The organism is Desulfofundulus sp. JL263-se (genome assembly GCF_056316025.1).
Genome location: NZ_CM149993.1, coordinates 1,195,001 through 1,220,803, shown reverse-complemented (window position 1 = coordinate 1,220,803; position 25,803 = coordinate 1,195,001). Strand labels below are relative to the sequence as shown.

The 25,803-nt window shown below is 45.7% G+C and carries 29 protein-coding genes and 1 other annotated feature (1 of these 30 running past the window's edge); of the genes, 17 read left to right on the top strand and 12 right to left on the bottom strand.

The window, feature by feature from the left end; translation table 11 throughout:
* Window positions 1-179: 179 nt before the first annotated feature.
* The 3 genes from ACX4JR_RS06210 to ACX4JR_RS06200 form a co-directional block, all read right to left on the bottom strand.
* Window positions 180-479 carry a hypothetical protein gene (locus tag ACX4JR_RS06210; RefSeq protein WP_476058436.1) on the bottom strand — a complete coding sequence of 100 codons (300 nt, stop codon included), beginning with the start codon at window positions 477-479 and terminating at the stop codon, window positions 180-182.
* A gap of 67 nt (window positions 480-546) precedes the next feature.
* Entirely contained in the window at window positions 547-1,194 is a 648-nt protein-coding gene (locus tag ACX4JR_RS06205; protein ID WP_476060150.1) for a lactate utilization protein, read from the bottom strand.
* A 67-nt stretch (window positions 1,195-1,261) separates the two neighbouring features.
* Window positions 1,262-2,059: an ABC transporter substrate-binding protein gene (locus ACX4JR_RS06200; protein WP_476060149.1), complete on the bottom strand. Its 798-nt coding sequence runs from the start codon at window positions 2,057-2,059 to the stop codon at window positions 1,262-1,264.
* 88 nt (window positions 2,060-2,147) lie between these two features.
* Between ACX4JR_RS06200 and ACX4JR_RS06195 the strand changes: the two genes are divergently transcribed.
* Window positions 2,148-2,729 (top strand): uracil-DNA glycosylase, encoded by a 582-nt coding sequence (locus tag ACX4JR_RS06195; RefSeq protein ID WP_476060148.1) that lies wholly within the window; start codon window positions 2,148-2,150, stop codon window positions 2,727-2,729.
* Between the two features lie 22 nt (window positions 2,730-2,751).
* On the opposite strand, the gene ACX4JR_RS06190 is transcribed toward ACX4JR_RS06195, so the two are convergent.
* Window positions 2,752-3,588 carry a tRNA lysidine(34) synthetase gene (locus tag ACX4JR_RS06190; RefSeq protein WP_476060147.1) on the bottom strand — a complete coding sequence of 279 codons (837 nt, stop codon included), beginning with the start codon at window positions 3,586-3,588 and terminating at the stop codon, window positions 2,752-2,754.
* Window positions 3,589-3,666: 78 nt separating this feature from the next.
* On the opposite strand from ACX4JR_RS06190, the gene ACX4JR_RS06185 reads away from it, so the two are divergent.
* The gene (locus ACX4JR_RS06185; protein ID WP_476060146.1) at window positions 3,667-3,903 is read left to right on the top strand and encodes a hypothetical protein; all 237 of its coding nucleotides are present in this window, start codon (window positions 3,667-3,669) and stop codon (window positions 3,901-3,903) included.
* 65 nt (window positions 3,904-3,968) lie between these two features.
* Window positions 3,969-4,760, top strand: a complete 792-nt coding sequence (locus tag ACX4JR_RS06180; protein WP_476060145.1) for a carbon-nitrogen hydrolase family protein — start codon at window positions 3,969-3,971, stop codon at window positions 4,758-4,760.
* A gap of 123 nt (window positions 4,761-4,883) precedes the next feature.
* Here ACX4JR_RS06180 and ACX4JR_RS06175 read toward each other — a convergent pair whose 3' ends face one another.
* On the bottom strand, window positions 4,884-5,393 hold the full coding sequence (locus tag ACX4JR_RS06175) for a gamma carbonic anhydrase family protein (protein ID WP_476060144.1): 510 nt from the start codon (window positions 5,391-5,393) through the stop codon (window positions 4,884-4,886).
* Between the two features lie 130 nt (window positions 5,394-5,523).
* Window positions 5,524-5,823 carry a carbohydrate-binding protein gene (locus ACX4JR_RS06170; protein WP_476060143.1) on the bottom strand — a complete coding sequence of 100 codons (300 nt, stop codon included), beginning with the start codon at window positions 5,821-5,823 and terminating at the stop codon, window positions 5,524-5,526.
* A gap of 150 nt (window positions 5,824-5,973) precedes the next feature.
* On the opposite strand from ACX4JR_RS06170, the gene ACX4JR_RS06165 reads away from it, so the two are divergent.
* The 4 genes from ACX4JR_RS06165 (at window position 5,974) to ACX4JR_RS06150 (ending at window position 8,956) form a co-directional block, all read left to right on the top strand.
* On the top strand, window positions 5,974-6,309 hold the full coding sequence (locus ACX4JR_RS06165) for a phage holin family protein (protein WP_476060142.1): 336 nt from the start codon (window positions 5,974-5,976) through the stop codon (window positions 6,307-6,309).
* A gap of 636 nt (window positions 6,310-6,945) precedes the next feature.
* Complete coding sequence (locus ACX4JR_RS06160; RefSeq protein ID WP_476060141.1) at window positions 6,946-7,422, top strand: bifunctional nuclease family protein; 477 nt, start codon at window positions 6,946-6,948, stop codon at window positions 7,420-7,422.
* A 125-nt stretch (window positions 7,423-7,547) separates the two neighbouring features.
* Window positions 7,548-8,729 (top strand): SIR2 family protein, encoded by a 1,182-nt coding sequence (locus ACX4JR_RS06155; protein WP_476060140.1) that lies wholly within the window; start codon window positions 7,548-7,550, stop codon window positions 8,727-8,729.
* A gap of 71 nt (window positions 8,730-8,800) precedes the next feature.
* A complete protein-coding gene (locus tag ACX4JR_RS06150; RefSeq protein WP_476060139.1) occupies window positions 8,801-8,956 on the top strand; it encodes a hypothetical protein in 156 nt (51 codons plus the stop codon).
* A gap of 64 nt (window positions 8,957-9,020) precedes the next feature.
* Here the strand turns inward: ACX4JR_RS06150 and ACX4JR_RS06145 are convergent, their stop codons facing one another.
* From ACX4JR_RS06145 to ACX4JR_RS06130, 4 genes are all read right to left on the bottom strand, one after another.
* Window positions 9,021-10,313 (bottom strand): ATP-binding protein, encoded by a 1,293-nt coding sequence (locus ACX4JR_RS06145; RefSeq protein ID WP_476060138.1) that lies wholly within the window; start codon window positions 10,311-10,313, stop codon window positions 9,021-9,023.
* 277 nt (window positions 10,314-10,590) lie between these two features.
* A complete protein-coding gene (gene pheA, locus ACX4JR_RS06140; protein ID WP_476060137.1) occupies window positions 10,591-11,772 on the bottom strand; it encodes a prephenate dehydratase in 1,182 nt (393 codons plus the stop codon).
* Window positions 11,773-11,794: 22 nt separating this feature from the next.
* Window positions 11,795-12,811, bottom strand: a complete 1,017-nt coding sequence (gene aroF / locus ACX4JR_RS06135) for a 3-deoxy-7-phosphoheptulonate synthase (RefSeq protein WP_476060136.1) — start codon at window positions 12,809-12,811, stop codon at window positions 11,795-11,797.
* Between the two features lie 197 nt (window positions 12,812-13,008).
* Window positions 13,009-13,292, bottom strand: a binding site (T-box leader).
* Window positions 13,293-13,389: 97 nt separating this feature from the next.
* The gene (locus ACX4JR_RS06130) at window positions 13,390-13,752 is read right to left on the bottom strand and encodes a hypothetical protein (RefSeq protein WP_476060135.1); all 363 of its coding nucleotides are present in this window, start codon (window positions 13,750-13,752) and stop codon (window positions 13,390-13,392) included.
* Between the two features lie 1,341 nt (window positions 13,753-15,093).
* Here ACX4JR_RS06130 and ACX4JR_RS06125 point away from each other — a divergent pair.
* Both ACX4JR_RS06125 and ACX4JR_RS06120 read left to right on the top strand, forming a co-directional pair.
* Window positions 15,094-15,390 (top strand): helix-turn-helix domain-containing protein, encoded by a 297-nt coding sequence (locus ACX4JR_RS06125; protein WP_476060134.1) that lies wholly within the window; start codon window positions 15,094-15,096, stop codon window positions 15,388-15,390.
* A gap of 578 nt (window positions 15,391-15,968) precedes the next feature.
* Window positions 15,969-16,556, top strand: coding sequence for a hypothetical protein (locus ACX4JR_RS06120; protein ID WP_476060133.1), 588 nt, complete (start codon window positions 15,969-15,971; stop codon window positions 16,554-16,556).
* Between the two features lie 342 nt (window positions 16,557-16,898).
* Here the strand turns inward: ACX4JR_RS06120 and ACX4JR_RS06115 are convergent, their stop codons facing one another.
* Window positions 16,899-17,489 carry a hypothetical protein gene (locus ACX4JR_RS06115; protein ID WP_476060132.1) on the bottom strand — a complete coding sequence of 197 codons (591 nt, stop codon included), beginning with the start codon at window positions 17,487-17,489 and terminating at the stop codon, window positions 16,899-16,901.
* A gap of 431 nt (window positions 17,490-17,920) precedes the next feature.
* On the bottom strand, window positions 17,921-18,379 hold the full coding sequence (locus tag ACX4JR_RS06110) for a hypothetical protein (RefSeq protein ID WP_476060131.1): 459 nt from the start codon (window positions 18,377-18,379) through the stop codon (window positions 17,921-17,923).
* A gap of 357 nt (window positions 18,380-18,736) precedes the next feature.
* On the opposite strand from ACX4JR_RS06110, the gene trpE reads away from it, so the two are divergent.
* The 8 genes in view from trpE to aroF (ACX4JR_RS06070) are tightly spaced (at most 19 nt apart) and all read left to right on the top strand, a layout consistent with a single transcriptional unit that may run on beyond the window.
* Window positions 18,737-20,275, top strand: coding sequence for an anthranilate synthase component I (trpE, locus tag ACX4JR_RS06105; protein WP_476060130.1), 1,539 nt, complete (start codon window positions 18,737-18,739; stop codon window positions 20,273-20,275).
* Entirely contained in the window at window positions 20,266-20,874 is a 609-nt protein-coding gene (locus tag ACX4JR_RS06100) for an anthranilate synthase component II (protein ID WP_476060129.1), read from the top strand. The genes trpE and ACX4JR_RS06100 overlap by 10 nt, the downstream gene beginning before the upstream one ends.
* Window positions 20,868-21,905, top strand: a complete 1,038-nt coding sequence (gene trpD / locus ACX4JR_RS06095; RefSeq protein WP_476060128.1) for an anthranilate phosphoribosyltransferase — start codon at window positions 20,868-20,870, stop codon at window positions 21,903-21,905. The genes ACX4JR_RS06100 and trpD overlap by 7 nt, the downstream gene beginning before the upstream one ends.
* Window positions 21,902-22,720, top strand: coding sequence for an indole-3-glycerol phosphate synthase TrpC (gene trpC / locus ACX4JR_RS06090; protein WP_476060127.1), 819 nt, complete (start codon window positions 21,902-21,904; stop codon window positions 22,718-22,720). Before trpD ends, trpC begins: the two co-directional genes overlap by 4 nt.
* 19 nt (window positions 22,721-22,739) lie before the next feature.
* Window positions 22,740-23,357 carry a phosphoribosylanthranilate isomerase gene (locus ACX4JR_RS06085; RefSeq protein ID WP_476060126.1) on the top strand — a complete coding sequence of 206 codons (618 nt, stop codon included), beginning with the start codon at window positions 22,740-22,742 and terminating at the stop codon, window positions 23,355-23,357.
* Window positions 23,354-24,547: a tryptophan synthase subunit beta gene (gene trpB, locus ACX4JR_RS06080; RefSeq protein WP_476060125.1), complete on the top strand. Its 1,194-nt coding sequence runs from the start codon at window positions 23,354-23,356 to the stop codon at window positions 24,545-24,547. The genes ACX4JR_RS06085 and trpB overlap by 4 nt, the downstream gene beginning before the upstream one ends.
* Window positions 24,544-25,371 carry a tryptophan synthase subunit alpha gene (trpA, locus tag ACX4JR_RS06075; protein ID WP_476060124.1) on the top strand — a complete coding sequence of 276 codons (828 nt, stop codon included), beginning with the start codon at window positions 24,544-24,546 and terminating at the stop codon, window positions 25,369-25,371. Before trpB ends, trpA begins: the two co-directional genes overlap by 4 nt.
* A protein-coding gene (gene aroF, locus ACX4JR_RS06070) for a 3-deoxy-7-phosphoheptulonate synthase (protein ID WP_476060123.1) crosses the window boundary here: on the top strand, window positions 25,358-25,803 show its 5' portion. The gene runs 364 nt beyond the window's last position; the window shows 446 of its 810 coding nt (coding positions 1-446); the start codon lies at window positions 25,358-25,360; the stop codon falls past the right edge of the window. Before trpA ends, aroF (ACX4JR_RS06070) begins: the two co-directional genes overlap by 14 nt.

Genomic DNA, 25,803 nt, shown 5'->3' with positions numbered 1-25,803 from the left:
TCACCGCTTCCTCCCGCGGGCAGGCTCCGTTTGGAGTTTTCTGCTGTCTTCGCATGTCTCGCGAACTTGCCAAGTTCATCCCTCCACCTGGTGTTCGGTCCTTCCCTGCTTTGACGTCTGAAGCAGGTACTATGACCTCTGCTGACTTCTGCCGGTTCAGCCGGGCCTCTCGACCCGGGTTACCCAGCACTCAAGTTCTGAGTGCTGGGCATATCCGGCAGACCTCCCCGGGTAAGAGCGATAACTTTCCTCCCACACCCGCCGCGTTTACCGCCATACCCCTTGGCAGCATTGGGCTTTGCCTTGTCTTGCAGGCTCGCCCGAATATGACGGCCTCGCCCGCGGTTCGTGGTCCTCGGGTCGGGATTTTGCCTCGGGCTTCCTTCGGATTCCACGTCGCCGTGGACACCCTTGCCGTTGGCTAGCGGTTGGTGCTGCCAACCCCCGCAGGGGACTTTCACCCCCAAGTTATCGCCCATGCCGGGCGCACAAAAAAGGAGCCTTGTCAGCAATATGTTGACAAGGCTCTTATTTTATTTATGACATTTAAAGACCCATATCTTCATTGACTACCAGCACGCGCAGATCGGTTAATCTCGGCTTCTTCTCAATGACCGTCATGATGCGGCAAATACGGTCCGGTGAATTACAATCCTGGCAAAAACCTGTTCTAGCGCAGGGGGTATCCATGTTAAGGCGCTTGGCGTTGGCCGGAGCAGTAAATCTTTTAATCCGCTTAACCGCTTCCTCTATATCGTTAACGATCTTGTTACGCCCGGCCACTACAATCACTTTTTTGGGCCCAAAGAACATTGAACCCACCCGGTTGCCCGTCATGTCAATATTTACTAACTTACCGCAAAGGGTTAGAGCGTTGGTTCCCGCCAGGAAGAGGTCACAGGTAAGCTGGCGGCGCATGATATTCAATACTTCCTCGGGCGACAGTCCGGGCTTGCCGTGTATCAGTAGTTCCTTCCCCATTTTCTCTAGTTTACCGGCAACTCCCAAACCGGCTACGGATATAGAGCCGCCAAAGCCAATTGTTTCAGCGTCTTCGGCTTCCTTCATTATGTAATCAATTGCTTCCTGTTTGGTTGGGCAATAAATTGCGGTAAACCCGTTTTTTTCAAGGGCTTGTACCGCCTTCTGGCATTTTTGCTCATAATTCCAGCTAATTAGTTCAGTTACATTCATTTATTTAACCTCCTTCTCAAGGTTTATAAACTTCAACCGCCCCTAAGCAAGTTTCTTAACGTCAATCTCAAAATGCAATATATTCACTGAGCTTTTCAATACCGTCTATCAACCTTACACCCGGCCGGCATAAAAGATCACAAGATAAAGGGAAAATCCTGTTATTTTTGACGGCGGTTATAACTGACCATTTTTCGGTAATGACTTCATCCACCTGCCTCTGGCACGGTGGATTCTTTAATAGACATCCCTTGCAGCGGGGGCGCCTGGGCTCCCCTTTTTTTCTGCCACAAAACAGCAGGACCTCAGGATCGAAACTAACCAGTTCTTCCCAGGACACTTTAAGGTAAGCCTTTTTTTTCATGGGCATAAGAAGCCCGCCGGCAAGTCTGATGGCATCGTATTGAACTGAATAAGGGCCCGGGGTTATTATCGGATTGTCATTCATGATACGAAACACCCGGGGGCGGAAATTTTCGGCGGTTTTCCTTTTAATACGATTTACCCTGTCCCGCAAGGGTGCCACCACTTCCTCCACGGCTCTTCTTCGGCCGCACAATTGGGCAATTTCCTTCATACTACGCAGAACATCATCCACCCTTTGCAGCCAGGGGGAGTATACTTTTATGCCAGCAGTTAAAAGTTGATTTATATATTTTTTATGTAAAACAGGATCGGCGCAAACAAGGTCGGGGTTCATGGCCATGATTTTCCGTACATCCGGCCCGGCAAAGGTGCCCACCTTTTCAATATCCCTGGCCTCCGGTGGAAAATCGCAATGTTCGGTCACCCCGATAACCTCGGGGCCCAAACCCAGGGCAAAAAGTGTTTCGGTATAAGACGGCACAAGGGAAATTATTTTCATTTAATCTTCACCCAATCATTAAAGGGATTAAAAAAGGACATATAGTATTATACTTCTAAAATCGAAAACTTTGAGGTGATTTTTTATAATGACGGGAGAACTTCAAAAGCTATATACCGAGCTCGTTAATTGTCAAATTGATTGTCCTCTTAAAGGTACTACTACCGTTGTAAAAGGCTATTATCCGGAAGGGGGGACAAATATCGCCTTTGTGGGTGAGGCCCCCGGGGCCAGGGAGACGGAATTGGGCACCCCGTTTGTGGGAATGGCGGGAAGTAATTTTGATGACTTTTTGAGCCGCCTTAATTTGTCGCGAAATGAAGTATTCATTACAAATACCGTGAAATGCCGTCCCACGGTGGGGTATAGGGGAAAGAAAAACCGCGCCCCCTACGCATCGGAAATAAGGGCCTGTTCCTATTACCTGAAAAAAGAATTAAATATCGTTACTCCCAGGCTGATAATTACCCTCGGTAACATTCCTTTACGGCAATTGCTGGGCGATCCAAAGGCATCAATTTCCGACTGGCACGGAAACCTGTTTTTCTATGGTGAATCCAAAGTATTCCCCATCCACCACCCCGGAGCAATCACTTATAACAGAAAGCTTGAAAATATAATAGCAAAGGACCTGGAAATACTGAAAAAATTGGTCCAACTCCAAAAGTAACCCGGTGCGGGTTACATATTTTTTACTCGGGGGGATTTTCCTCCGGCAGTCTTCGCTTATTAACCGGTGGCGGCCAAAGATTACGGGGGTCCAGGGACTGCAAAGCAGTTAAAAAGCTCCGGCGAAGGTCCGGATAAATTCCCCCGAGATAGTTTACAATCCCCTTCACCTCTTCCCGCTTTGTTTTACCGGCTACAGGACATGGATTTTTCACCACGGGCAGCTCATACCTCTGCCTAAAATTTTGCACAGTCTTGCCGCTATGATAAATAAGGGGACGGATAAGGGTAACTTCGCTACGGTCCATATAGGTCAAGGGCGAGAAGGTTTTAAATTGTCCCGTGTAAAAAAGGCTCATAAAGAATGTCTCTATGGCGTCATCCAGGTGATGCCCGAGGGCCAGTTTGTTAAATCCTAGATCGCGAACAGTATTATTTAGCGCACCCCGCCTCAGGTTGGCACACAAGGCACACGGGCTTTTTTCGTTTCGATGTTCAAAAACCACTTCACCGATATTTGTGTATTTGCAGGTGAAAGGCACCCCCCGCTCGCTGCAAAACCGCTCCAAAGTATCGATGTCCATTGGCCAGCCCATATGAATCAAAACGGCATGGAGTTCATAATCAACAGGTATCTCCCTGCGGATTTGGCTTAACACATCCAATAAAACCGCACTATCCTTGCCGCCGGACAACCCCACCACAACCCGGTCCCCGTTTTTTATCATCCCGTAGTCTTTAATAGCCCTTTTAACCCTAGCCTTAAACCATTTTAAATACGAATGCTTTCCCACGATGTCTTCAAAACCACCTTCTGTAATAGTTTTAAAAATTTCTGCTGCATTACTTAATATGCTCAAGCTTTTAGCACTCTTAGCTGCATAAAACTAAAGTTACCGGGAAAACTTTACCAAATAAATTTATCGGAGGTGGTATCCATGGGCGACATCACCCTTCATTTGGGCCCGGCAATTGACCGGGAAGCCTTCGAACGGGTAAAATCTATCCTTCCCAGGATAGGCAAAGACGAGCATTTAACCATTACAATGGAATCGGCAGACGCGCACCAGGCAGATAACATTTTCGGGCTACTTGATGAAAACGGATTTACATATCAAACCCGGGGAAGCCATGACGGGAACACTTACAATATAATTGCTACCAGGCAAAAATAATTTTTTAATCTCCGGTATTATGCCGGAGTTTTTCTTTGTTATTATAGTAAGCGGAGGTGCAAAGAATGAATATTATTACCCTTGCCATCATCCAGTTTCCCCGCCAGCTTGGAGAACTTCAATCAAATCTAACTCAAGCCCGGGAATATGCTTATCAAATTAAAAATGCCGATATCGTTCTACTGCCTGAAGACTGGCTGGGCACATCACTTATGCCGTGGAAAGATTTTTTGAATGCTTCCCTTGAAATAAAGGAACTACTGCCCAGGGATTGCTTATTGGTGGCAGGCGCCGGGTTTGTGCGAACAGGACAGATGTCCGTTTCCCGGGGAGCTTTTATTTATAAAAAATCACCGGTAATTATACCATACGAAAAACAATTTCCCTCCCATGCCATTAATGAAAGAAAATTTATTCAAAAAGGTAAATTATTGCCAGTAATCGAATATAAAGGTATAAAAATGGGAGTTTCAGTATGCGTTGATCTTTTTTACCCGGAAGTGGTACGAAACCTTGCCCTCAGAGGAGCGGAAATTATCTTCAACCCGGCTAACATACCGGACTCGCGGATGGATCTCTGGCAGTGGCTGGGGGCCGCCCGGGCGGCGGAAAATACTGTTTACGTGGCCATGGCCAATAACACTTTAACCAGTTATCGAGACGGCCGCAGGGTGACCGGCCGCAGTTTTGTAGCGCGCCCGGACGGACATGGACTACAACAATGTGGAAATGCTCCAGGAATCTATTACTTCCGGCTAAACATGGACTTAATCAAAAAAGTCCGTAAGCGCTGGCGTTACCTTGATGATATACGGGAAAACAGGGAAAGTATTTTAAACTTCTACTTAAACCATTAACTTTTTTAAAATACCTGTCATAAATTTAAAGAACCTAACATAACAATTAAAACTGCGGGAATACTATTAACCCTCGCGGATTGCTTTTCACTCATTTACTCCCCTACAAGGGGATTCTTTTTGTTATGTACCTTTGTATTGCCGGGCCCTTTCCATATACCGGTCAGCCATCTGACGAAAATTTACTTTTTCTTCTTCGGAAAGCTCCCGAACCACCTTCGCCGGGGAACCGAGAGCCAGCATACCCGGCGGGATCTCCTGCCCTTGTAAAACCAGGGCCCCTGCACCTACCACCGCCCCGGAACCAATTTTGGCTCCGCTCAGCACAATGGCTCCCATTCCTATAAATGCCTCGTCCTCAACGGTACACCCATGCAGGACGGCCCTGTGACCCACCGTTACATCTGCACCGATTATCAAAGGGAAACCCTCATCCTCGTGTAAAACACAAACGTCCTGTATATTGGTCCGCGGGCCAATTTTAACAATATCCACGTCCCCACGCACCACCGTATTATACCAAATACTTACATCATCATCCAATTCCACCCGCCCAATCACCATGGCCCCGGGGGCGATAAAAACGGTATCCTTTATTTTAGGCCGGTGCCCCAAGTAAGGATAAATCACCATATTACCTCCTCGCGAATATAAAAATTTGCAGCAACTATATTGTAAACTTCTATGTACTCCATCCATTCCCTTCTGAATTAAAATGACGGAAAATAAAAAACCCCGGTACCGGGTACCGGGATACAAATCACTATGCACGAACAATCCAGTTATAGCCGTTGTTATTGTCCCAATTTTCTGCGCTATCCTTAAAGCAGAAAGCCATGGAATGGTTTTTCATGGGAACACTCTTTTCCCAACCCCTGGCAGTACGTTCCATTCTCAAGGTCTGAACATCGCGCCAATCTTCGGGATTCCCGAAGCCACAATGCAGGTATACCTGATCTGCTCCTGCTTTAGACAACAATCCGTTGTAAATAATATTTACCTGGTTTCCGAAGGAAGGCCTTACTTCAACACCTTTTTCAAAATCAGTCCAACCTTGAACCATCCAAGCACCTCCATATAAAATAAATTTTTTAAATCCAGTATTATAGTGTATAATTATCCTGGGATTTATCCGGACAATAAATGGAAACCCGGGCACAGTTCACGTAAAAATAAAAGAAATTAGCTAATTATTTAAAAAGGGTGCATTTATATGAATTGGATTACAATGATTCTTGTCAACGCCCTGGCCCTGGTACTGGCCGACTTCCTCGTGGCAGGCATTAAGATAAAGGGATTGATACCTGCATTACTGGCAGGACTTTCCCTCGGAATTATAAACACTTTTATCCGGCCCATTCTGATGCTATTCACCTTACCCTTCACCATTATTACCTTAGGGTTATTTATATTAGTGCTTAATGCCGTTACTTTCGGGCTGGTCGCACTCCTCGTTCCCGGTTTTCACGTATACAGTTTCGGAGGAGCTTTTTGGGGAGCATTATTTACATCAATTATAGGTTGGATTTTAAATATAATTTTCAAGTAGCAACCAAAATTTTTACCCCATAAAAAACGCCTGCACAGGCAGTTTTTATTTGATTAATTTAGCAACAAGTATGCTTGATGGCCTACAAAACTGCCGCTGAATATATACTGTACAGGTAAAAAAAGAGCATGTTTATGTATGTAAGAAAGAATCTTAAAAGCTATTGACCGAAATTCAAACTTTAGAATATAATAGCGTTATCCGCAACTCATCAGGATTTTAAAAAATATTCTAAATAATTAAAAAATTACTGCCTGGAGGTGGTTAAATGGATAAGGAGCAAACACAACACCCCGTGCAGCAAAAGGATAAATCCGATGAAGACCAAATGGAAGTCTATCTGGTACCGATTATATTTATATAGTTGCTCTGGGGTTAACATTTTACCGTTTCTTACCACCCACCCTGCCGGATAACCTAAGCCCCTTTAAAACTTAATTTCCCCGTAGATAATCCCTAAACCCTTGCCGTACCGGGATACCTCCCTGGGCTTAACCCCTTATAAATTTGACAATAATATGAAAACTGATAAAATATCATTAAATCCAAGAATGATGCCTTTCCCTTTAGCATATATAACTGTAAGCCGAACACCAAAGGGGAATTTTACGGCAAATTTGGCAGGAGGTGTACGGCATGTTAAGTGTAGTGGTAAAAGGCGTGGCCTATGATGAAACAGGCAGTCCCATTATACTTCTTACCGACAATGAGCAGAAAAAAGTGCTACCTATCTGGGTGGGTATGTTCGAAGCACATTCCATTGCTATGGCACTGGGAGCCCATAATATTTCGCGACCTTTAACCCACGATTTAATGCTAAACCTGTTTAACAGCCTTGGAGTATCAGTTTCCAAAGTTGTAATTAATGACCTGAGGGATAATACATTTTTTGCCGAACTTCACTTGTTAAAGGGAGACGAAAATATATTGCTGGACGCTCGTCCCAGTGACGCTATTGCCTTAGCTGTACGAACCGGAGTCCCTATCTTTTTAACTGAAAAAGTAGCCGGTCATATGTTGAAAATACACGAACTAATTGACGAAGAAGCCATTAAGAAGCTGGAAGAAATAACAAATGAAATTCTAAAAGAATATAAGAAAACTTTACATTAAAAATACGCTTAAAACAAGCGTATTTTTTTGTGTTTATTTTTTATAATTAATTTAACCCTGCCGGGTATGCTATTAAAAGAGTGCCACTTTTAATTTCAACATAGCAAGATTTGAGGTGCCAAAGCATGCCTACTGTATATATATTGGGTGCGGGAGCCAGTGCCGGCTATGAAGGATCATTTTTAGGCGAACGGAGCCCTGTGGCTGAAAATTTCTTTGAAATAGCGTACCGGGTAAGAAACATTCATCAATGTGCAGAGCGGAATTTCGGGGACCGCCATATTACATACCATCATTTTGAAAAATTCGTAGAACAACATTACGGTACACCCCTGGAGCGATTGGCGGAAGTTAACCTTGATATGGAAGACATATTAACTTTCCTGGACATAGAAATAGAACGTTGTGAAATTCCCGGCAAGCTAATGGAATTAAAAGCAGCCCGCCGGGATTTTCTTACCTTGATGGCCCTAACTTTTGAAAAGGTACTCTACGGCGAGCCGTGTCCCTATCATGCCCGTCTTGCCTCATTTTTACGGCCCGGTGACTGCGTTATCTCTTTTAACTACGACCTGCTAATTGATAATGCCCTTATTCAACATTGCCCGGTATGGTACTTAGATGACGGTTACGGACTGCCCGGCTTTCGGATAATTGATAAACATACCTTCTATCCTGTTAACTTAAAAAGGCATTCCAGGGTTCATCTCTTAAAAATGCATGGTTCATTTAATTGGATGGTCTGCCAAGATTGCGGTAATTTTTATATATTCGCCAGAGAAGATGCCTATCCGCATAGCCTTATTTACCGGCGCAACAAAGAATATCCCGGAGTGGAAGAGCCGCCCGACCATAACTTGGACTGGATAATAGTCCCCCCTACATTAAAAAAGGATTTTAGCGGTAAAGTGCTGCAAACTGTTTGGCACAAGGCCTATAAGGCTTTGTTGCACGCGGATAATATAGTAATTATCGGATACAGTCTGCCGGCAACGGATTTTTACGTTAAAAGACTTTTTCACCAGGCAGCATCCAAAAACCTGAAATTAAAACAAGTAGAAATTGTCGATAAACAAAACGCCGCAAATCCCGACTTGCTGCTGAAAAAGTACGCCCCAATATTTGACCGCGGGCGTAACAGGGTTAAAGTTTTCGCCCGCTTTTGCAATATAGGTGAATATGTTAAGTCCAGGCTGGGTTCCTTTCCTCCCAGCTTATTCGTAAACCGGAACATCTTAAAGCCGGCGATAATCTTACAAAGCACAGAAAAGACACAGCGATGGCACGCACTTCCTGAGGTTGAATAAATCACCTGGGTTAGCCTTTCACCCGATAACGCAATATAATAAAAAAAGTACCTGTAGAGGGGGATTAATAGGTGCCCAGAATAAATAAGTATTACCAACCGGAAACCCTTGCTGCCACCCACCGCCCACCGGGTTCACCCCAGCCCCGGGAATCCAGGCCTCAGAAAGCCCAACTAAAAAGTGAACACAAGCACGGTAAAAATAATGCAGTTGAACGGGGAATATAGGCCCAAAAGGAAGAGATATATAATCAGTAATCAAACAAAAAACCTCCGTAAGGGAGGTTTTTTACTATGCATTAGGCTCTTCCAGTTTCATTGGTATATCTATGCAAACGGCTGTTCCTTTACCAATATTGCTTCGCACTTTTATATTACCACCGTGGGACTCTACAATTCGCTTGCAAATGGTAAACCCCAATTCCGCAACTTGGGGCTTGGAGCTGATAAAAGGGTCAAAAAAACGGGAACCCGTATGATTCATCCCTAGCCCGTTATCTTCTATGATAATACGGACTCGCTTCTCATTGCCAAAGGTAATAACCCGTAATGTTCCTCCCGCTGGCATGGCATTCACGGCGTTTTCAATAACATTGTTAAAGACAGCCCGCATTTTTTCCCTGTCAATAACAACCGGAGGTATTGGGGCATAATCCCTTATTACCAGGACTTCCGGGTCCAAATTAGAACGGATCATTTCCAATACCTCATCCAATAGACGATTAATATCTACTTGCACGGGATTCAATTCCAAGTCCCGGGAAAGGCTTAATAAAAAATCCAAAGTTTTATCCATGCACTGTAATGAATATTCCATTTGCTCCAGGTCAGGTTGAAGGAACGCATTATTGGCAACGCTGCGGGCCAGCGAATAAAATGCCATTTTCATGGTAACTAACGGGTTTCTGATCTCTCTGGCCACTACAGTGGTCATATTACCAAGCATTTGCATCCATCCCGGCTGGTTACCCGTCTTATCAGCCGGCTTCTTCTCAGGAGCAGATTGACATTCTTCTGACTTACATTCAAATTCATTCTGATAATAGGCCCTGGAACATCCCTGCACCACCGCGGCCAACATATTGGCCACCATCTCAAGCTGATTCAGCTCATCAACTGTAAAGTCCCCTTTATCTTCCTTTCGGCCCAAATTAATACTCCCGAGAAACATCCCATTTACAAGAATAGGCGCCCCCATGGTGTAAAAAATTCCGTGGGGCGCAAGTATATCCCGGTAAAAGGGATGTTTTTTTATTTGGCCAGGTGTCATAAACTGGCTGCAAATCCAGGCCCGGCAGGTGGCTTCAATTTTTTTCAGCAATAAATTTTTGGGACCCTTTTGTCCAAGAACGGATATATATTCGTCATCAAGTGCCAAACTTTGCTTAAGTCTAAAGTTTTTTAAATCTTTTAGGTAATACCCTCCCACATCAAAATCCAACAGATGAGGTAAATACGCATATACCACTTGAAAAACTTCACTCAACCTTAAATTGGAATGAATAACCCGGCTAATTTCCAACAGGATCTTTAAAGTATGAGAAAATCTTGCTTCAACTTTTTCCAGTCCCTTCTCTTTTAACACTTAATACCACCTAGTTTCCCTGGGTTGATTGGCCCGGGGGGAGCTCTTTTTAAAGGACAAAATAGGCCCAATTCCTATTATCTTTTTTATATACACCATATCGGTGCCCGTCAATAATAATCCTGCTAACGGTCACATACTCCTTCCCTAATGCACAATGGCGCCCCGAGCTGCCCTGAAAAAGGTGGTTGGGAGTTGGATACCGGTTTAACGGTAATGGCCGGTGCTCCCCGCCGACAGTGCTATGCAATTTGCTCAACGGGAAGCACCGGCTTTTTTATACATCTGCCTGGACCGCCGCAGAAGGCACGGGGATCTGCCCAGAAAGAATGGCATTTTGGCGGCTGACAGAGTAACTAAGAATTACTTTGAACAGGCCCATCACAATAACCGGGTCCAAACCCCTTTCCCGTGCTTCTTTTGCCAGGCCCTCCAAAACTTCCTTTTCCCTTTCCTTATCCCTTACCTCACCCGGCCTTTTATACCGGGCAGCCTGATCTGAAAGAGTCATCCTGTGGGCCAGGAGATCTAAAATTTCCCGGTCCACCATATCTATATTCCGGCGTAAATCACCCAGGGAATAATCCAAAGGATAATTATAAGTGATTTTTAAAGCAGCGGGATAGGAACCGGCAACTTGGCAAGTTACACATTTTTCTTTGATTTTTTGCAAAGCCTCGGCGACTTCAGGATGATCCTTATGTCCGGCAAAATCTATAAAAAATATATATTCCCCTAATTTTTTTTTGGACGGGCGGGATTCAATCCTGGTCAAGTTGATTCCCCGGCGGGCGAATTCACCCAGGACGGAATAAAGCGCCCCGGGACGATCATTGACAGTAAGTATTATGGAGGTTTTATTTGCCCCGGCAGGTTTTGCCTCCTCCCTGCCCAATACTAAAAATCTGGTGACATTTTCCCCGCAATCGTTAATATCCCGGGCTAAAATCTTAAGGCCATAAGTTGACGCGGCCACCGCGGAGGCAAGTGCCGCCCAGGGACGGTTACCCCTGGCTACTTCCCGAGCCGCATGGGCGGTGCTGGCCATCTCCCTGGTAGCTGCCCACGGAAGATTTTTCTCCAGATAGCGCCGGCATTGGTTCAGGGCCTGTGGGTGAGAAACCACCAATTCAATTTGCTCCACGGTCACCCCGGGCGGAGCCATAAGGTTGTGCCTTACAGGAAGCAAAATCTCTTGACGTATTTTCAGGCTTGAATATTCCACCAAAAGATCCATTGTCCGGCCCACCGCCCCCTCGGTAGAATTCTCCACCGGAAGGAGACCTTCTTCCCACCGACATTCCTGGATGCCCCTGCAAATCTCATCTAAAGTTTTACAGGCCACCGGGTAAGCCTTTCTTCCACTTAAATACTTGGTAACCGCTTCTTCGGAAAAAGTTCCTGCCGGCCCCAAGAATGCAATTCGGGATATCTGATTTTTAATATTATGAGTTATCATTATTCACACCCCGCAATTAACTTTAGGCCCCTATCCTGGCAATAATCTCTTTTAAATTGGCAATTTTCAACATTAGGGCATCCAACTCATCCGGCGTTAATGATTGCTGACCATCACAAAGGGCACGGCACGGTTCAGGGTGTACTTCTATGAGCAGCCCGTCGGCACCAGCCGCAATAGCCGCCAGGGACATGGGAGCAACCAGTTCCCGCTTTCCGGTAGCATGACTGGGATCAACTATCACCGGCAGGTGGCTTAAACTCTTCACCAGGGGAACCGCGCTTAAATCCAGGGTATTACGGGTGTATTTTTCAAAGGTACGGATTCCCCTTTCACATAACACCACATCGGCGTTACCTTCTGATACAATATATTCCGCCGCCATAAGCCACTCTTCCACCGTAGCAGAAAACCCTCTCTTTAAGAGAACCGGCTTGCCGCACCGCCCAACGGCCTGCAGCAATCTGAAATTTTGCATATTCCTTGCCCCCACCTGTACCATGTCAACATATTTAAGGGCAAGTTCCAAACTTGCTTCATCTACGACCTCCGTTACAGTTGCCAAACCGGTTTCAGCCGCTGCCTCAGACATAAGTTTAAGACCCTCTTCCTGCAAACCTTGGAAGCTATAGGGCGAAGTTCGCGGCTTAAATGCGCCTCCCCTTAAAATACGGGCCCCGGCTTTTGCAGCCCGGCGCGCGGTAGTCATAAGTTGCTCCCTGTTTTCCACGGCACACGGCCCGGCTATTACCACCGGCTCTCCACCGCCAATTGCAGTGTTACCCACCATCACACAAGTATCTTCATTCCTTACTTCCCGGCTTACCAATTTAAAGGGATGCATGATAGGTACCACCTTTACCACACCGGGCAGTGCTTCTAAACCTAAAGAATCTATAACTGCCCGGTCTCCTACCGCTCCAATAACTATCCGCTTGACACCCCTTATCAGGTGTCCTTGAAAACCAAACTCGGCCAACTTCTCCATCACAACATTTATGTCCTTTTCCTTCGCGTTTACATCCATAACAATAACCATAAAACTTCCCTCCATTCTATTTATTTAATAAAAAAAGCCGCCGCTTTCTCCACAAGGGGACGAAAGCGGCGGACTTCCGCGGTACCACCCCAATTGACCTTTGGGAATAAAGGCCCACTCATTTCTGACTGAGTACGGGAATGAAACAATTCACCATACCATTAGCACTGGTGGGACAATAAAAAAAGCCCCCGCCCGGCAGGGACGAGAAGCTTTATGCTTTCCGCGTTACCACCCTGATTGCCTGTGCTGATAAGCACAGACCCCTCCTTACAAGGTACGGGAATATTTCATTCCGATACCCGCTCCCCTGTAACGTAGGGAGATCACGTCCAAGCCTACTTACCGCCTATACAATGGTTTCAGCCGGCATCTCCGGAGAGAACTTCAACCGGTCATGTTTCAGGAACGCTTTCAGCCCACGACGTCCCCTCTCTGTAGAAACTGGGGCCGGTTTACTTTTCCCCTTCATTGATTTTGAACTTTTATTTTATTTAATAAAGGATTATAGCATAATTATTACCTCAAAGCAATTCTTTTAAAAAAATTTTTTTACCACCTTGTTAACAAGGTGGTATTTAAACTAAACAAATAAGGCTGGCGGATATTTCTTGAAGCCATTTCTTCCGCCATTTATTACCTTTCCCACAATACCTGGACGGACTGGCAATAAATATACTGTCATAATTTCCGTACTTGCCCAATTCACCAATTTCCCTATCAATATCTCCATTCCTCACGATAATGTTCGGAACTACTTCCATTTCTGCAAAAATTGGCACTAATTCCTTCATCACCCTATTTCTTAAATCTTCTGCGATCTTTTGAAACTCCTTATCCGGCAGCCAGAAACAGTAACCGGGCAGGTTGGAGTACAGTTCATAACACGATGGATTGATATAAAGCATATCTAGTTTTATATTGCTATAATTTTTAGCCAACCACACTGCCTTCCGGACGGCTGCCTTTGAATAATTAGCCCCATTTAACACCAAAAGCATCCGGTTCATTTAAGGCACCCCTTTTTTCTGAAAGTTTTAATTATAATACTTTTCTAAGGTTCAAAACTCAATATATTTGCCGTCTATTGCCGCATATTTAAGACGATCGAGCAATATAAAATGTCTAAAGTTTCACGTTTTAGAATAATTATCACTAAAAAAACCTAAAACCGTTTACTTGTTACTGACACCTGCTCATCCCTGTCCTGAGCTTGCAATAAACACCAAAGGGTTTCTTATTGGAACTCCAAAAAAGACAGAACCCCGCTGAAAAAGCGGGGTATTCTGCCGGGATTTTGTCCCTAAGATGGAATTTAAAATGTTCCAATTCCTTATAGGCAAGCTTTAACCAAGTCCATTTTCAGTTCTCTAAAGGGAATTTACTGCAACCTGCCACTCCAGCCGGTCGCGGCACTCCTACCTCCCGGCGTAGTGCCTGTATAAAAGCCGACCGAAGAATATTGTGATGGGGTATGTGAACTAACGCCGCAGAAATTTCTACGGCAAAATAGGGTACTTAAGGTAAGTATTGGGTCATATACATTAAAGGGCCACTCACGGAATATTAAGAGAGCCATTTGACTTAATGGCAGCATAATCAATTACACTTAAATTTCCATTTTTTAAGGGATGCTACTATTTAGCCTACTTTTTATTAATGATGATCTACGGCTTTAAATCAACTATTCCTCACACAGATGCTAGGAAGTAAGGGTGGAGATATATAATTCACCCTTGCTTCTTCAAAGTAAGATAATATAATACTAATTACATTGGAATACAATGGTTTTTTGCATTTTCAATATAAGGAGTTGTGCTTAATTGCCTTCTAGAATATATAATATTTTTATAATTATGTTAATACTAATTCTAGTTTATTCAATAAATATTGTGGCCGACAATTTGTTTTTTATTTTTAAAATACCAGATATTTACGCCAGGTATTTGCAAACGTTTCTGTTCTTGATTATAGCATTTTTATTAAGAAAGAAATATAGAGCTGTTAGTGGCCTAATAATAAGCTATATAATTATCACTTTATTTTTAAGCATGACCAAATACCTTTGATAGTTGTGTTAAGTTGAGTATGGGCTGACAGATTGGAATAAGGTGAAAAAACAAAATCAACCACCTGGGCTTGCCCCAGATAGTCGAGTATCCACAGCCACAGCGCTCTCCGTATAATAGTGTTTACCACAACAACCACTAGAAGGGAGAGCTGACTGTATATACTCATCCTATCGTACTACGCTGCAGAAAGCAAGCCATTAACTCGATACCATGAAAGTTATTAGCCGCCGGGAAATAGCTCAAAGGTGCCAGATGTCTCATACCACCTTTTACAAGGTCCTCAAACGATATGAAGAACAGGGTAAGGCTGGCTTATATGATAAAGAACGTGCCCCAAAGATTTGGCCCAACCAGACTCCTCCGGATGTTGAAGAGGCTATTTTGGCCTATGTCCAGAAACATCCTGCTTATGGTCCGAGAAGGAAAAGGAGAAAACAGATTGGGAATTGGACAAAGAAGCCAGTAAACACCGGCATGCACATGCCCCGGTACCGGGCTGTCTCATGAGCCAGGACGGAAAGCTGATTGGTTATATAGCCAGGAAAAGTAGCGGTCTTGACAGCCACCCCGCGTATGGTTCGTAATAACTGCCGGCGGGCGGCTCCGGGAACATGTGAGAAAATTATACAACCCCCGTCGAAAACGCCATTTTACCATACGCAAGGACCCCGTCTGTCAAGACTTCCCTTACGGCGCTACTTTGATTGAAATTGCCTCGAGGCTCACCAAGAACAGCTGTTATTTAAGTCGGCCTGATTGCGGGCTTCGGCAGCACGGATTTCCAATGTGTAAACCCCTTGCCAACGTAACTCAGTAACTCAAATGAAATATTTGCAACACTACTGACCTCCTTGTAATTTTTTATTAGCTTGGATAAAATTAACAAACTGGTTACTGTTAAACACATCTTCTCTTTAAAAAAGCGTAAAAAACTTGGCAATTCCGCTATTCTCAAGCATAATTGGACTTTTATTATTTTGTGCATTAACACTTGTTTATGGTAAAATAACCTCAAATTGTTAGTATATAAGGTACTCAAGCTACGATCTGGGCTTTTACTTTTTTTTGGTTTGGGGTGAGAATTTATGCTTAATAAAAAAAGTGTAATTTTATGGCTTTGCATTATTATTATCGGTACTTTTATATTTACATGCTTAAGTAAATACTATAATCAAAACTTGAATTATAAAAAAGTATTAGGTAAAAGGATGGCACATGATTGTATAAATTACTTTATTTTTTTAAAAAGCATAGAAAAATCTTTTAATACTTGGTTAAACAATGGGTCGATTCCGCTTGAAGAAGCTATTGCTCAGAAAAATAATGCGTGGTATGCCCAGTTTAAAATTAACCGACTTATATATGATTATAAAAAAATAAACAATAGTATAAGGTTAACAGATTATCATGGTTATTTAGAAAAAAATATTAATGAATTATACTTGTTTTTGGAATCCATACCTACTAATGCCAACAAATGCAACATAAATGCAAACCTTGAAATACAAAAAAAATTAAAAAAAGAGTTAGAGCTTATTTCTAATATTAATAAAATGATTTCATTGAAACTAGGAAACAATTTTGAAGTGAGTCAAGGTATAGCATTTTGGGAAGATGATAAATGGTTGATGGTTATAATTGAAATAGAAAATTACCTTAAAAAAAATCAGTAGGAGAGCGTAAAGAGTCTTGTGTAAATGGTTATAACAAAAGGAGATGACCATTTATGCAAAATTTAGCAAACAAAACCATTAAAGAACTGGCTAAAGAATGTCATACTGTAAAAGATACAGTCGCAACCCCCCCAGTCAAATGTCAGATATTAGCAGAGCACAGGGGAAATACTATTCCTTGTCATGAACGAGATGGTCTTCCACAGTAATTCATTATGATCACATGTAAAATCAAGAAAAATAGGGATAACCCATATAAAACTACCCTCCCTGCCAGGAAAACAGTTAAAAACATCGAAATATTTAACTATGACTAATGATTTCTACCCAGGGAGGAAAACCTTATGCATAAGCCATCAAAAGATGTGCAGCTCTTATTAGTTTTTTAAGCGCAAATTCTTTAAGGGTAATTGACTTGTTACCAACTCGTGCTATGATATGCTCATCTTTAAGTAGCTTATTAAATTCTTTAGCTTTGGTCCCAAACGACTTAGCTATTTTAATTTGTTTGTTATTTGATTTGCTAACATAAATATCATTAATTGATAAGCTAGATGTTGATTCTATGGGCATTTTAGAAGTAAAATCTATAGTCGTGGTTTCAGTATCAGCCCACCATAATTTATCACCGCTTACAATAATAAGTGCTTCAACCTTTCTTGATTTGTTAAGAGGTAAAAGTACGTCTTCTGAGTTATAGCCACCATAATCTCGCCAGCCTTCTGGGATAATTAGCGATTTGGGACGCCAATCTGATGGCCACACCTCAAGCTTAACGTCGCCATCTGAGTAATAATTATTTTTTACAGTAACTCCCCAACTAATTCCGTCTGGAGTAGTTAATTCACCATATAAATTTGCATTATATGCCCCATAAGATTTGTGATAAAAGACATTTTGGTTTGTATCAATTTTTTTTGTGGCTTCATGCATTGTACTGTTTCTGAAAAATCAAGTAGACTCCCATAACAAAACACTAAACCAGGCAGGCAAACCCTTTCCAGTTTCCCGGAGGAGCGGCGGCCTTGACATTCACCCCGCATGTGGTATTTCATTTAAATGCCGGCGGGGCGGCTCCGGGGAATATGCCAGCATATTACCTCATGCCCCGCCGGTCCATCCACTGTACCACACGTAGGGGCCCCGGCTGTCAAGGCTACTCTTGTGGCGCCGCTTGCTAACATGGGTTTTTACCTCAGGGGCTTACCAGGGAATATGCCTTTGACTAGGCCACCGAAAGTTACACCCCTTCCATAACTTTAATAACACTAAAGTTCTTAAAAAACAAAGCCGGAACTTCCCCGGCTCGCTTTTCATTTCATTAAATCCAGGCTATCGATTGACACAGGCACCTTTTGCCCCTCCTAGCCCTTCAATTGCATAGCCTTTAAATACAAATCCAGGAGGCGAAATTTTCCTTCCAGGGCCCTGATAACCTCCTCCATAAACATATAGCCGTCCTCGGCCAAGTCCAGGGCTGTAAAGATGTCTACTTTCATTCCGTGCAAGGGAGAATTTCTCAACTGGCCTATGGCCAGGCCTTCCCGCTCCTTCTCCGTTCTACCCCGCTCGGTCATACGACTTTGGACGCTTTTAATGGCGAGATTTTGAGTTCTTTTTACGAGTTCGTAAAGCCGGCGGGTTTGATAATAATCCAGGCGGGCCTGGCTGTACAAGCGGTCCAGCTCAGCCATAAACCCGGTAAGTTCCCGGGCAGTCAAATCCTCCGGAATCTGAAGATTATCTATTTCGGCAGCATATTGTTCCTTTAATTCACTGTTACGCTTCTCCCATTCTTCGGCACTAAGACCGGGCCTGCTCAAATTCGCACCCCCTTCACTTTCCCAAATTAAAATTATTCTTCACGCCGTGCTTTAATCCCTTTACGCCTTTATATTATAAATCAAAGTAAAAAATTTCGAGGGATGCCCGGCAAAAAATTCGTTTATAACCTTCTCCGGCATAAAAAAGGAGTTTATGCCTGAAAAAACTCTTTGATGATGGATCAATAGACTGCAAAAAATAGTTGACTTTTACTCAGACATATACTAAGATGTACCTTAAGTTAATAAAGTTGACAGCTGAGAATAGGTGAGTAGAGATTAGTTTTAAAATTCTGGAGCTGAGCTGAGATGAGGTGGGTGCAATTATTACTTTAAAAGCAACCGGCTCTCATCTGAGTGTCGGTTTTTTGTTTTTTACCCTCCCCTCCGTCAGCTCCCAAGGAGGAAGTTATCCCCGTGTTTTATCCACCTTACCGGGACTTTATAACATTAAGCCGTCATAATAACCTCATTCCTGTTTTCACAGAGCTCCCCAAAGATACAAAAACCCCTATTTCCGTTTATCTAAAGATTAAATCTGCCGGACAAGGCCCTTCCTTTCTCCTGGAAAGTGTTGAAGGCGGACGGTATTCTTTTATTGGGTTTAACCCCTTACTGTGTTATTCAAGCAAAGACTGCTCAGGAAAGGCTGTTTACAAAGGGGAAAGTAAGCACATTAAAAACGGCCCCCCCACCAGGGTGCTCGAGCAGCTACTTAATCAATATAAGGTACCGGAAATACCCGGCTTGCACCACTTCCACGGCGGTGCCGTGGGTTACTTTGCCTACGACATGGTCCGTTCCCTGGAAAAATTACCTGACGCTCCTCCCGACGAACTTAACCTGCCCGACTGCCTGGTTATGTTTCCCGGAACCATAATAGTATTTGATCACCTGCTAAGCGTAATTAAAATTATTACCCTGGCCGAACCGGGGGATAACCCGTCAAAGGCCTATGAAAGAGCCCAACTGCACCTGGATAATGTAGAAAAAATAATTAACGGCCCAAAGCCTGTAAAAAAGCCGTGTAAATCTACTTTCACCGGTTCAAATTCTCTCCGAACCAACATACCCAGGGAAAAATATTTTCCCCTGGTGGAAAAGGCCCTGGATTACATTCGGACAGGAGAAATATTGCAGGTGGTGTTATCAAGGCGATATTCCCTCCATTATGCAGCGGATCCCTTCGACACTTTCTGCCGCCTGCGGTCGCTGAATCCTTCACCGTATATGTTTTACCTGGACTTCGGTGACCCGGTAATCCTGGGAACTTCCCCGGAAATGCTGGTACGGGTAACCGGCAAAACAGTGCAAACCAGACCCATCGCCGGAACCAGGCCCAGAGGCAGCGATTCCTTAAAGGATAAAGAACTGGAAAGGGATCTTTTGCAAGATGAAAAGGAGCGGGCCGAACACCTTATGCTGGTAGACCTGGGGCGCAACGACCTGGGACGGGTATGTACACCCGGAAGCGTGGAAGTCCCCAGCTTTATGAGGGTGGAAAGATTCTCCCACGTAATGCACCTGGTATCAGACGTAGTAGGGACACTTGCCCCGGGAAAAACCCCCCTCCAGGCACTGGAGGCCTGCTTCCCGGCGGGCACGGTAAGCGGCGCGCCGAAGATACGGGCCATGGAAATAATTGATGAACTGGAGCCCGCGCGGCGGAGTGTTTATGCCGGTGCGGTGGGCTATGCGGGATTTAACAATCTCCTGGACACCGCCATTGCCATACGTACCTTGGTAATATCCCGCGGAACTGCCCATATCCAGGCCGGCGGAGGTATCGTTGCCGATTCGGTACCGGAAAGAGAATACCAGGAGACGGTGAACAAGGCCGCTGCATTACTTCAGGCCCTGGGCATTGAAGGACTGGAGGTAAGGCAATGCTGCTGATGATTGATAATTACGATTCATTTACCTATAACCTGGTCCAAGTTTTCACCAAGTTGGGACAAAAGGTAGCGGTCCATAGAAACGATTGTATTACATTAAACCAAATTTTCAGCGGTAACTACCACTGCGCGGTTATATCACCGGGCCCGGGCACCCCGACATCGGCAGGGATATCCCTGGACCTGGTGAAACACAACCGCGGGCGGCTGCCCATCTTGGGAGTATGCCTCGGGCACCAGGTAATTGGTGAAGCTTTTGGCGGCGAGATTACCAGGAGCCGGAAAATCATGCATGGAAAAATTTCCGAAGTCTATCACGACGGAAAAACCATTTTTGCCGGAATCCCCAGTCCCTTTAAAGTAGTTCGCTATCACTCGCTGGCGGTAAACAGGGCAAACCTGCCCCCGTGCCTGGAAATAAGCGCCTGGACGGGCGACGGCGAAATTATGGGACTGAGACATAAGAATATGTTTGTGGAGGGCGTACAATTTCACCCGGAATCCTTACTTACTGAGTACGGCACCGATTTGTTGAGGAACTTTTTACAACTGGTTGAAGAAAATATGAGCCAGGAAGAGAGGAGGAGAGCCGAGTGTTAAAAGACAAGTTGCACAAAGTGGTAGCAGGAGAGCACCTGACTGAGCATGAAGCCGAGGAAACAATGGAAATCATTATGAGCGGTGAGGCCACCCCGGCTCAAATTGCCGCGCTGCTTACAGCCCTTCGCCTGAGGGGAGAGACGGAAGACGAAATTACCGGCTTTGCCAGGGTAATGCGCAGGCGGGCCACCCCTGTAAACTTCCGGCACCCATTGTTGATAGATACCTGCGGAACTGGCGGGGACGGAAGCCAAACCTTTAATATCTCCACCACCGTGGCCCTGGTTTTAGCGGGCGCAGGAATGAAAGTGGCCAAACACGGAAACCGTTCCGTATCCAGCAGCTGCGGCAGCGCCGATGTCCTCGAAGCGCTGGGTGTGGACTTGGATTTAAGTACCGAAAGCCTGTGCGCATGCCTGGAACAGGTGGGTATGGCCTTTCTTTACGCACCCGCGCTGCACCAGTCCATGAAGCACGCTGCCGGCCCGCGCCGGGAACTTGGCTTTCGCACCGTTTTTAACATACTGGGGCCCCTGACCAATCCTGCCGGGGCCGGCCTGCAAATTGTGGGAGTATATCACCCGAAGCTCACCAGCCTACTGGTAAGGGTCCTGGCCAGGCTGGGAACAAAAAGGGCCTTTGTGGTACATGGTGACGGGGGCCTGGACGAAATATCACCTTCCGGGCCGGCCATTGTGTGCGAAGTTAACGAAGGGCAGGTGCGGGAATACACCCTGGATCCCAGCGACCTCGGCATTCCCAGGTCACCGGTTTCAGCGCTGGCAGGGGGCTCCCCTCGCGAAAACGCAATCATAACCAGGGAAATTTTAGCCGGAAAGCGAGGTCCACAGCGGGACGCCGTCCTTTTAAACGCCGCACCCGGGCTGGTGGCCGGCGGCAGGGCAAAGGATTTCAAGGAAGGCATTGCCATTGCTGCAGAAATCATAGATTCCGGGCTGGCCATGGAGAAGCTGGAGCAACTGGTGGCATTTACCCGGGAACATGCCCGAAAGAGAGTGTCTGGCCTATGAAGGAAACAGTACCGGGTTCCATTCTCTCGGAAATAGTAAAAGTCAAAAAAATGGAAGTAGCCAGGATAAAAGAAATTATTCCCCTGTGGCAACTGGAAAAGGAAATTAAAAAGTTACCTCCCGCCAGGTCCTTTGCTTCCCAATTGCGCCAACCGGGTAAAATCACGCTGATAGCGGAACTGAAGAAACGTTCTCCTTCTAAAGGGTTAATCCGGTGGGATTTTAACGTGATCGACATTACCCGGGCCTATACCAGGTCCGGGGCGGCAGCCATATCGGTTTTAACCGACACCAGTTTCTTCGGGGGAAAGCCGGAATACCTCGGGTACGTGCGTAAAAACACCCACCTGCCGGTATTATGCAAGGAATTTATAATCGATCCCTACCAATTATACCGGGCCCGTGCCCTGGGAGCCGACGCTGTACTGCTCATAGTCAAAATCCTTTCTTTTGACCAACTCACAGAGCTGATGGAGCTGGCTGAAAAACTGGGACTGGAAGTACTGGTGGAAGCCCATAACGAGGAGGAAATTCAGCAAGCCTTAGCCGCCAAGGCCAAAATTATAGGGATAAACAATAGAAATTTGGACACCTTCTGGACTGACATAAATACCACTTTACGGCTACGGAAAGAAATTACCGACCCCGACATAACCGTTGTCAGTGAAAGCGGCATTCGCTCCCCCCTTGATATGGAAAAACTTGCTAAACATAATGTCCATGCCGCCCTGGTAGGTGAAACATTAATGCGCCAGGCCAACCTTGACAGGGCAGTTCAAGAACTGCTTTCCGTCAACACCCGGGAGGTGGGCTGAGATTTTCCTTGACCGGGATATGAGGGTTAAAGTAAAAATTTGCGGCATTCAGGACATTCACACGGCATTAGAGGCAGCCAAGGCAGGAGCAGACGCCCTGGGCTTCATATTTGTCCCTGAGAGTAGGCGCTATGTCAAACCGCAATTGGCCCGGGAGATTATATCATCATTACCCCCGGGTGTTGATACCGTAGGCGTTTTCGTCAACACGTCAACATCCGAAATAAATCAAATTGCCGCATATTGCAACCTTGATATAATCCAACTCCACGGGAAGGAAAAAACGGGTGACTATTCCGATCTTAGCCGGCCGGTCATTAAATGCATAAAAGTCAAGAATAAGCTTAATGTGACACAAATCGATACTGTAAAGGCCGATGCCATACTGCTGGACACCTACCACCCTCAAATGGCCGGCGGTACCGGAAAAACCTTCGACTGGAACATAGCCGGGAAAATTAAAACAACTAAACCTATAATCCTGGCCGGGGGATTAAATCCGGATAATGTTATGGAAGCCATTAAAACTGTAAAGCCTTTTGCCGTAGATGTTTCCAGCGGGGTGGAAACAGGCGGAATAAAAGATATATCAAAAATCAGGGAATTTATTAAGAAGGCCAAGGAGGCATTTTTATGAACACTTTACCCGACCCCAAGGGATATTACGGCCCCTACGGGGGTCGTTTCGTTCCTGAAACACTCATGCCCGCTCTAATAGAACTGGAAAAGGCATACCGGACAGTTCAGGCTGACCCGGAATTTCATAAGGAATTTGCATACTATCTTGAACGGTATGTGGGACGACCGTCGCCCTTATATTACGCGGCCACCCTTTCCGATCACCTGGGCGGTGCCCGCATCTATTTAAAACGGGAAGACTTGAATCACACCGGGTCCCACAAGATTAATAACACCCTGGGCCAGACACTCCTGGCCCGGCGCATGGGAAAAAACCGTATCATTGCCGAAACCGGGGCAGGCCAGCACGGTGTGGCCACGGCTACCACCGCGGCCATGTTCGGTCTCCAATGTGCCATTTACATGGGCGAAGAAGACATAAAGCGGCAGTCCCTCAATGTATTTCGCATGCAAATGCTGGGAGCGGAAGTAATACCGGTAAAAACCGGCAGTAAAACCCTCAAGGATGCCATGAACGAGGCCATGCGTGACTGGGTAACCAACATTGAAAACACCTATTACCTGGTGGGCTCCGTGGCCGGGCCCCACCCTTATCCCATGATTGTCAGGGACTTTCAAAAAATCATTGGAGAGGAAACCAGGCGGCAAATAATGCAAGAGGCCGGCCGCCTCCCCGATTACATTATCGCCTGCGTGGGAGGGGGCAGCAACTCCATGGGAATATTTTATCCCTTCCTGGAAGATAACGATGTAAAACTAATAGGTGTAGAGGCCGCCGGCAAGGGGCTTGATACCGGGAAACACGCGGCCACGCTATCCCGGGGCCGCCCCGGGGTACTGCACGGGGCACTGAGCTATCTTTTGCAGGATGATAACGGCCAGGTGGCCCCGGTTCACTCCATCGCCGCCGGGCTTGACTACCCGGGAGTAGGCCCGGAACACAGCTACCTAAAAGAAACCGGCCGTGTCACCTACCGGTCAGTAACGGATAAGGAGGCCCTCAATGCCTTTTCCGTACTTTGCCGTACCGAGGGAATTATCCCGGCCCTGGAAAGCGCCCACGCCCTGGCTGCGGCAATCGACCTCGCGCCTTCCCTTTCTAAAGATAGCCTGTTGATTGTAAATCTTTCCGGCCGGGGAGATAAGGATGTCAATACCGTGGCGGAAAAAATGGGGGTAGAATTATGATTAATCAACTGGAAAATAAATTGCTTCATATGAAAGAAAGAGGTGAAAAAGCTCTCATCCCTTATATCATGGCCGGTGACCCGGACTTGAAAACGAGTATAAAACTTGCAGTATCCCTGTCAAAGTCAGGGGCAGACGCCCTGGAACTGGGCATCCCGTTTTCTGACCCGGTAGCCGACGGGCCGGCAATTCAACAAGCCGCCACCCGGTCTTTGTCTGCAGGAACAACCATTGCCGGAATTTTTAAGGCTGCCGCCGCCATACGCGAGGAAACCGATATTCCCCTGGTTTTAATGACCTATTATAACCCTGTTCTCCAGTACGGGCTCCGGGAATTTGCGGATGCCGCGTACCACGCCGGAATTGACGGCCTTATTGTCCCCGACCTCCCACTGGAAGAATCCGGGCCCCTGCGGAGGGTTTTGCAAGAAACGGGGATAGCCCTGGTGCCCCTTATCGCCCCCAACAGCGGTGAAGAAAGAATAGCTGCCACTTGCAGAGCAGCGAAGGGGTTCATCTATTGCGTATCGGTTACCGGAGTTACCGGAGTACGTGACAGTATAAAAACAGACCTGGATAAATTCACCTCGAGGGTCAAGAAATATACAAATTTACCCGTGGCGGTGGGATTTGGAATCTCAGGCCCCCAAAGCGCGGCAACCGTTTCAGCCTACTGTGATGCCGTGGTTGTCGGCAGCAGCCTCGTAAGTTTAGTTGAAAAATATAGGGGTACTGTGGAATTATTGGCAAAAGTCAGCCAAAGGGTTGCCGATATCAAAGCTGCGCTCAAAAAACAGGGGGGTGAGACAATTGCCGCCTTATAAGCTGGTAAGCCGGGAAAACCACCCCCATAATACCGTAATCAAAGTCGGTAACACTGAAATCGGCAGCGGCGTTACCATAATTGCCGGGCCCTGCGCGGTGGAAAACAGGGAGGATACCATCGAACTTGCCGTCCGCTTAAAAGCAATGGGAGTGCATATACTGCGGGGCGGCGCCTATAAGCCCCGCACTTCCCCCTATTCTTTCCACGGACTGGGGAAGGAAGGCCTGCAAATCCTGGCCGAAGCAAGAAAAGAATCAGGCCTGCCCGTTGTAACAGAGTTGACCGACGTAAGAAACCTGGACCTGGTATGTACGTATGCCGATGTAATCCAGGTGGGCAGCCGTAATATGCAAAATTTTACCCTGCTCAGGGAATTGGGCAGAATTGATCACCCGGTTCTATTAAAGCGAGGATTTTCGGCCACCCTGGA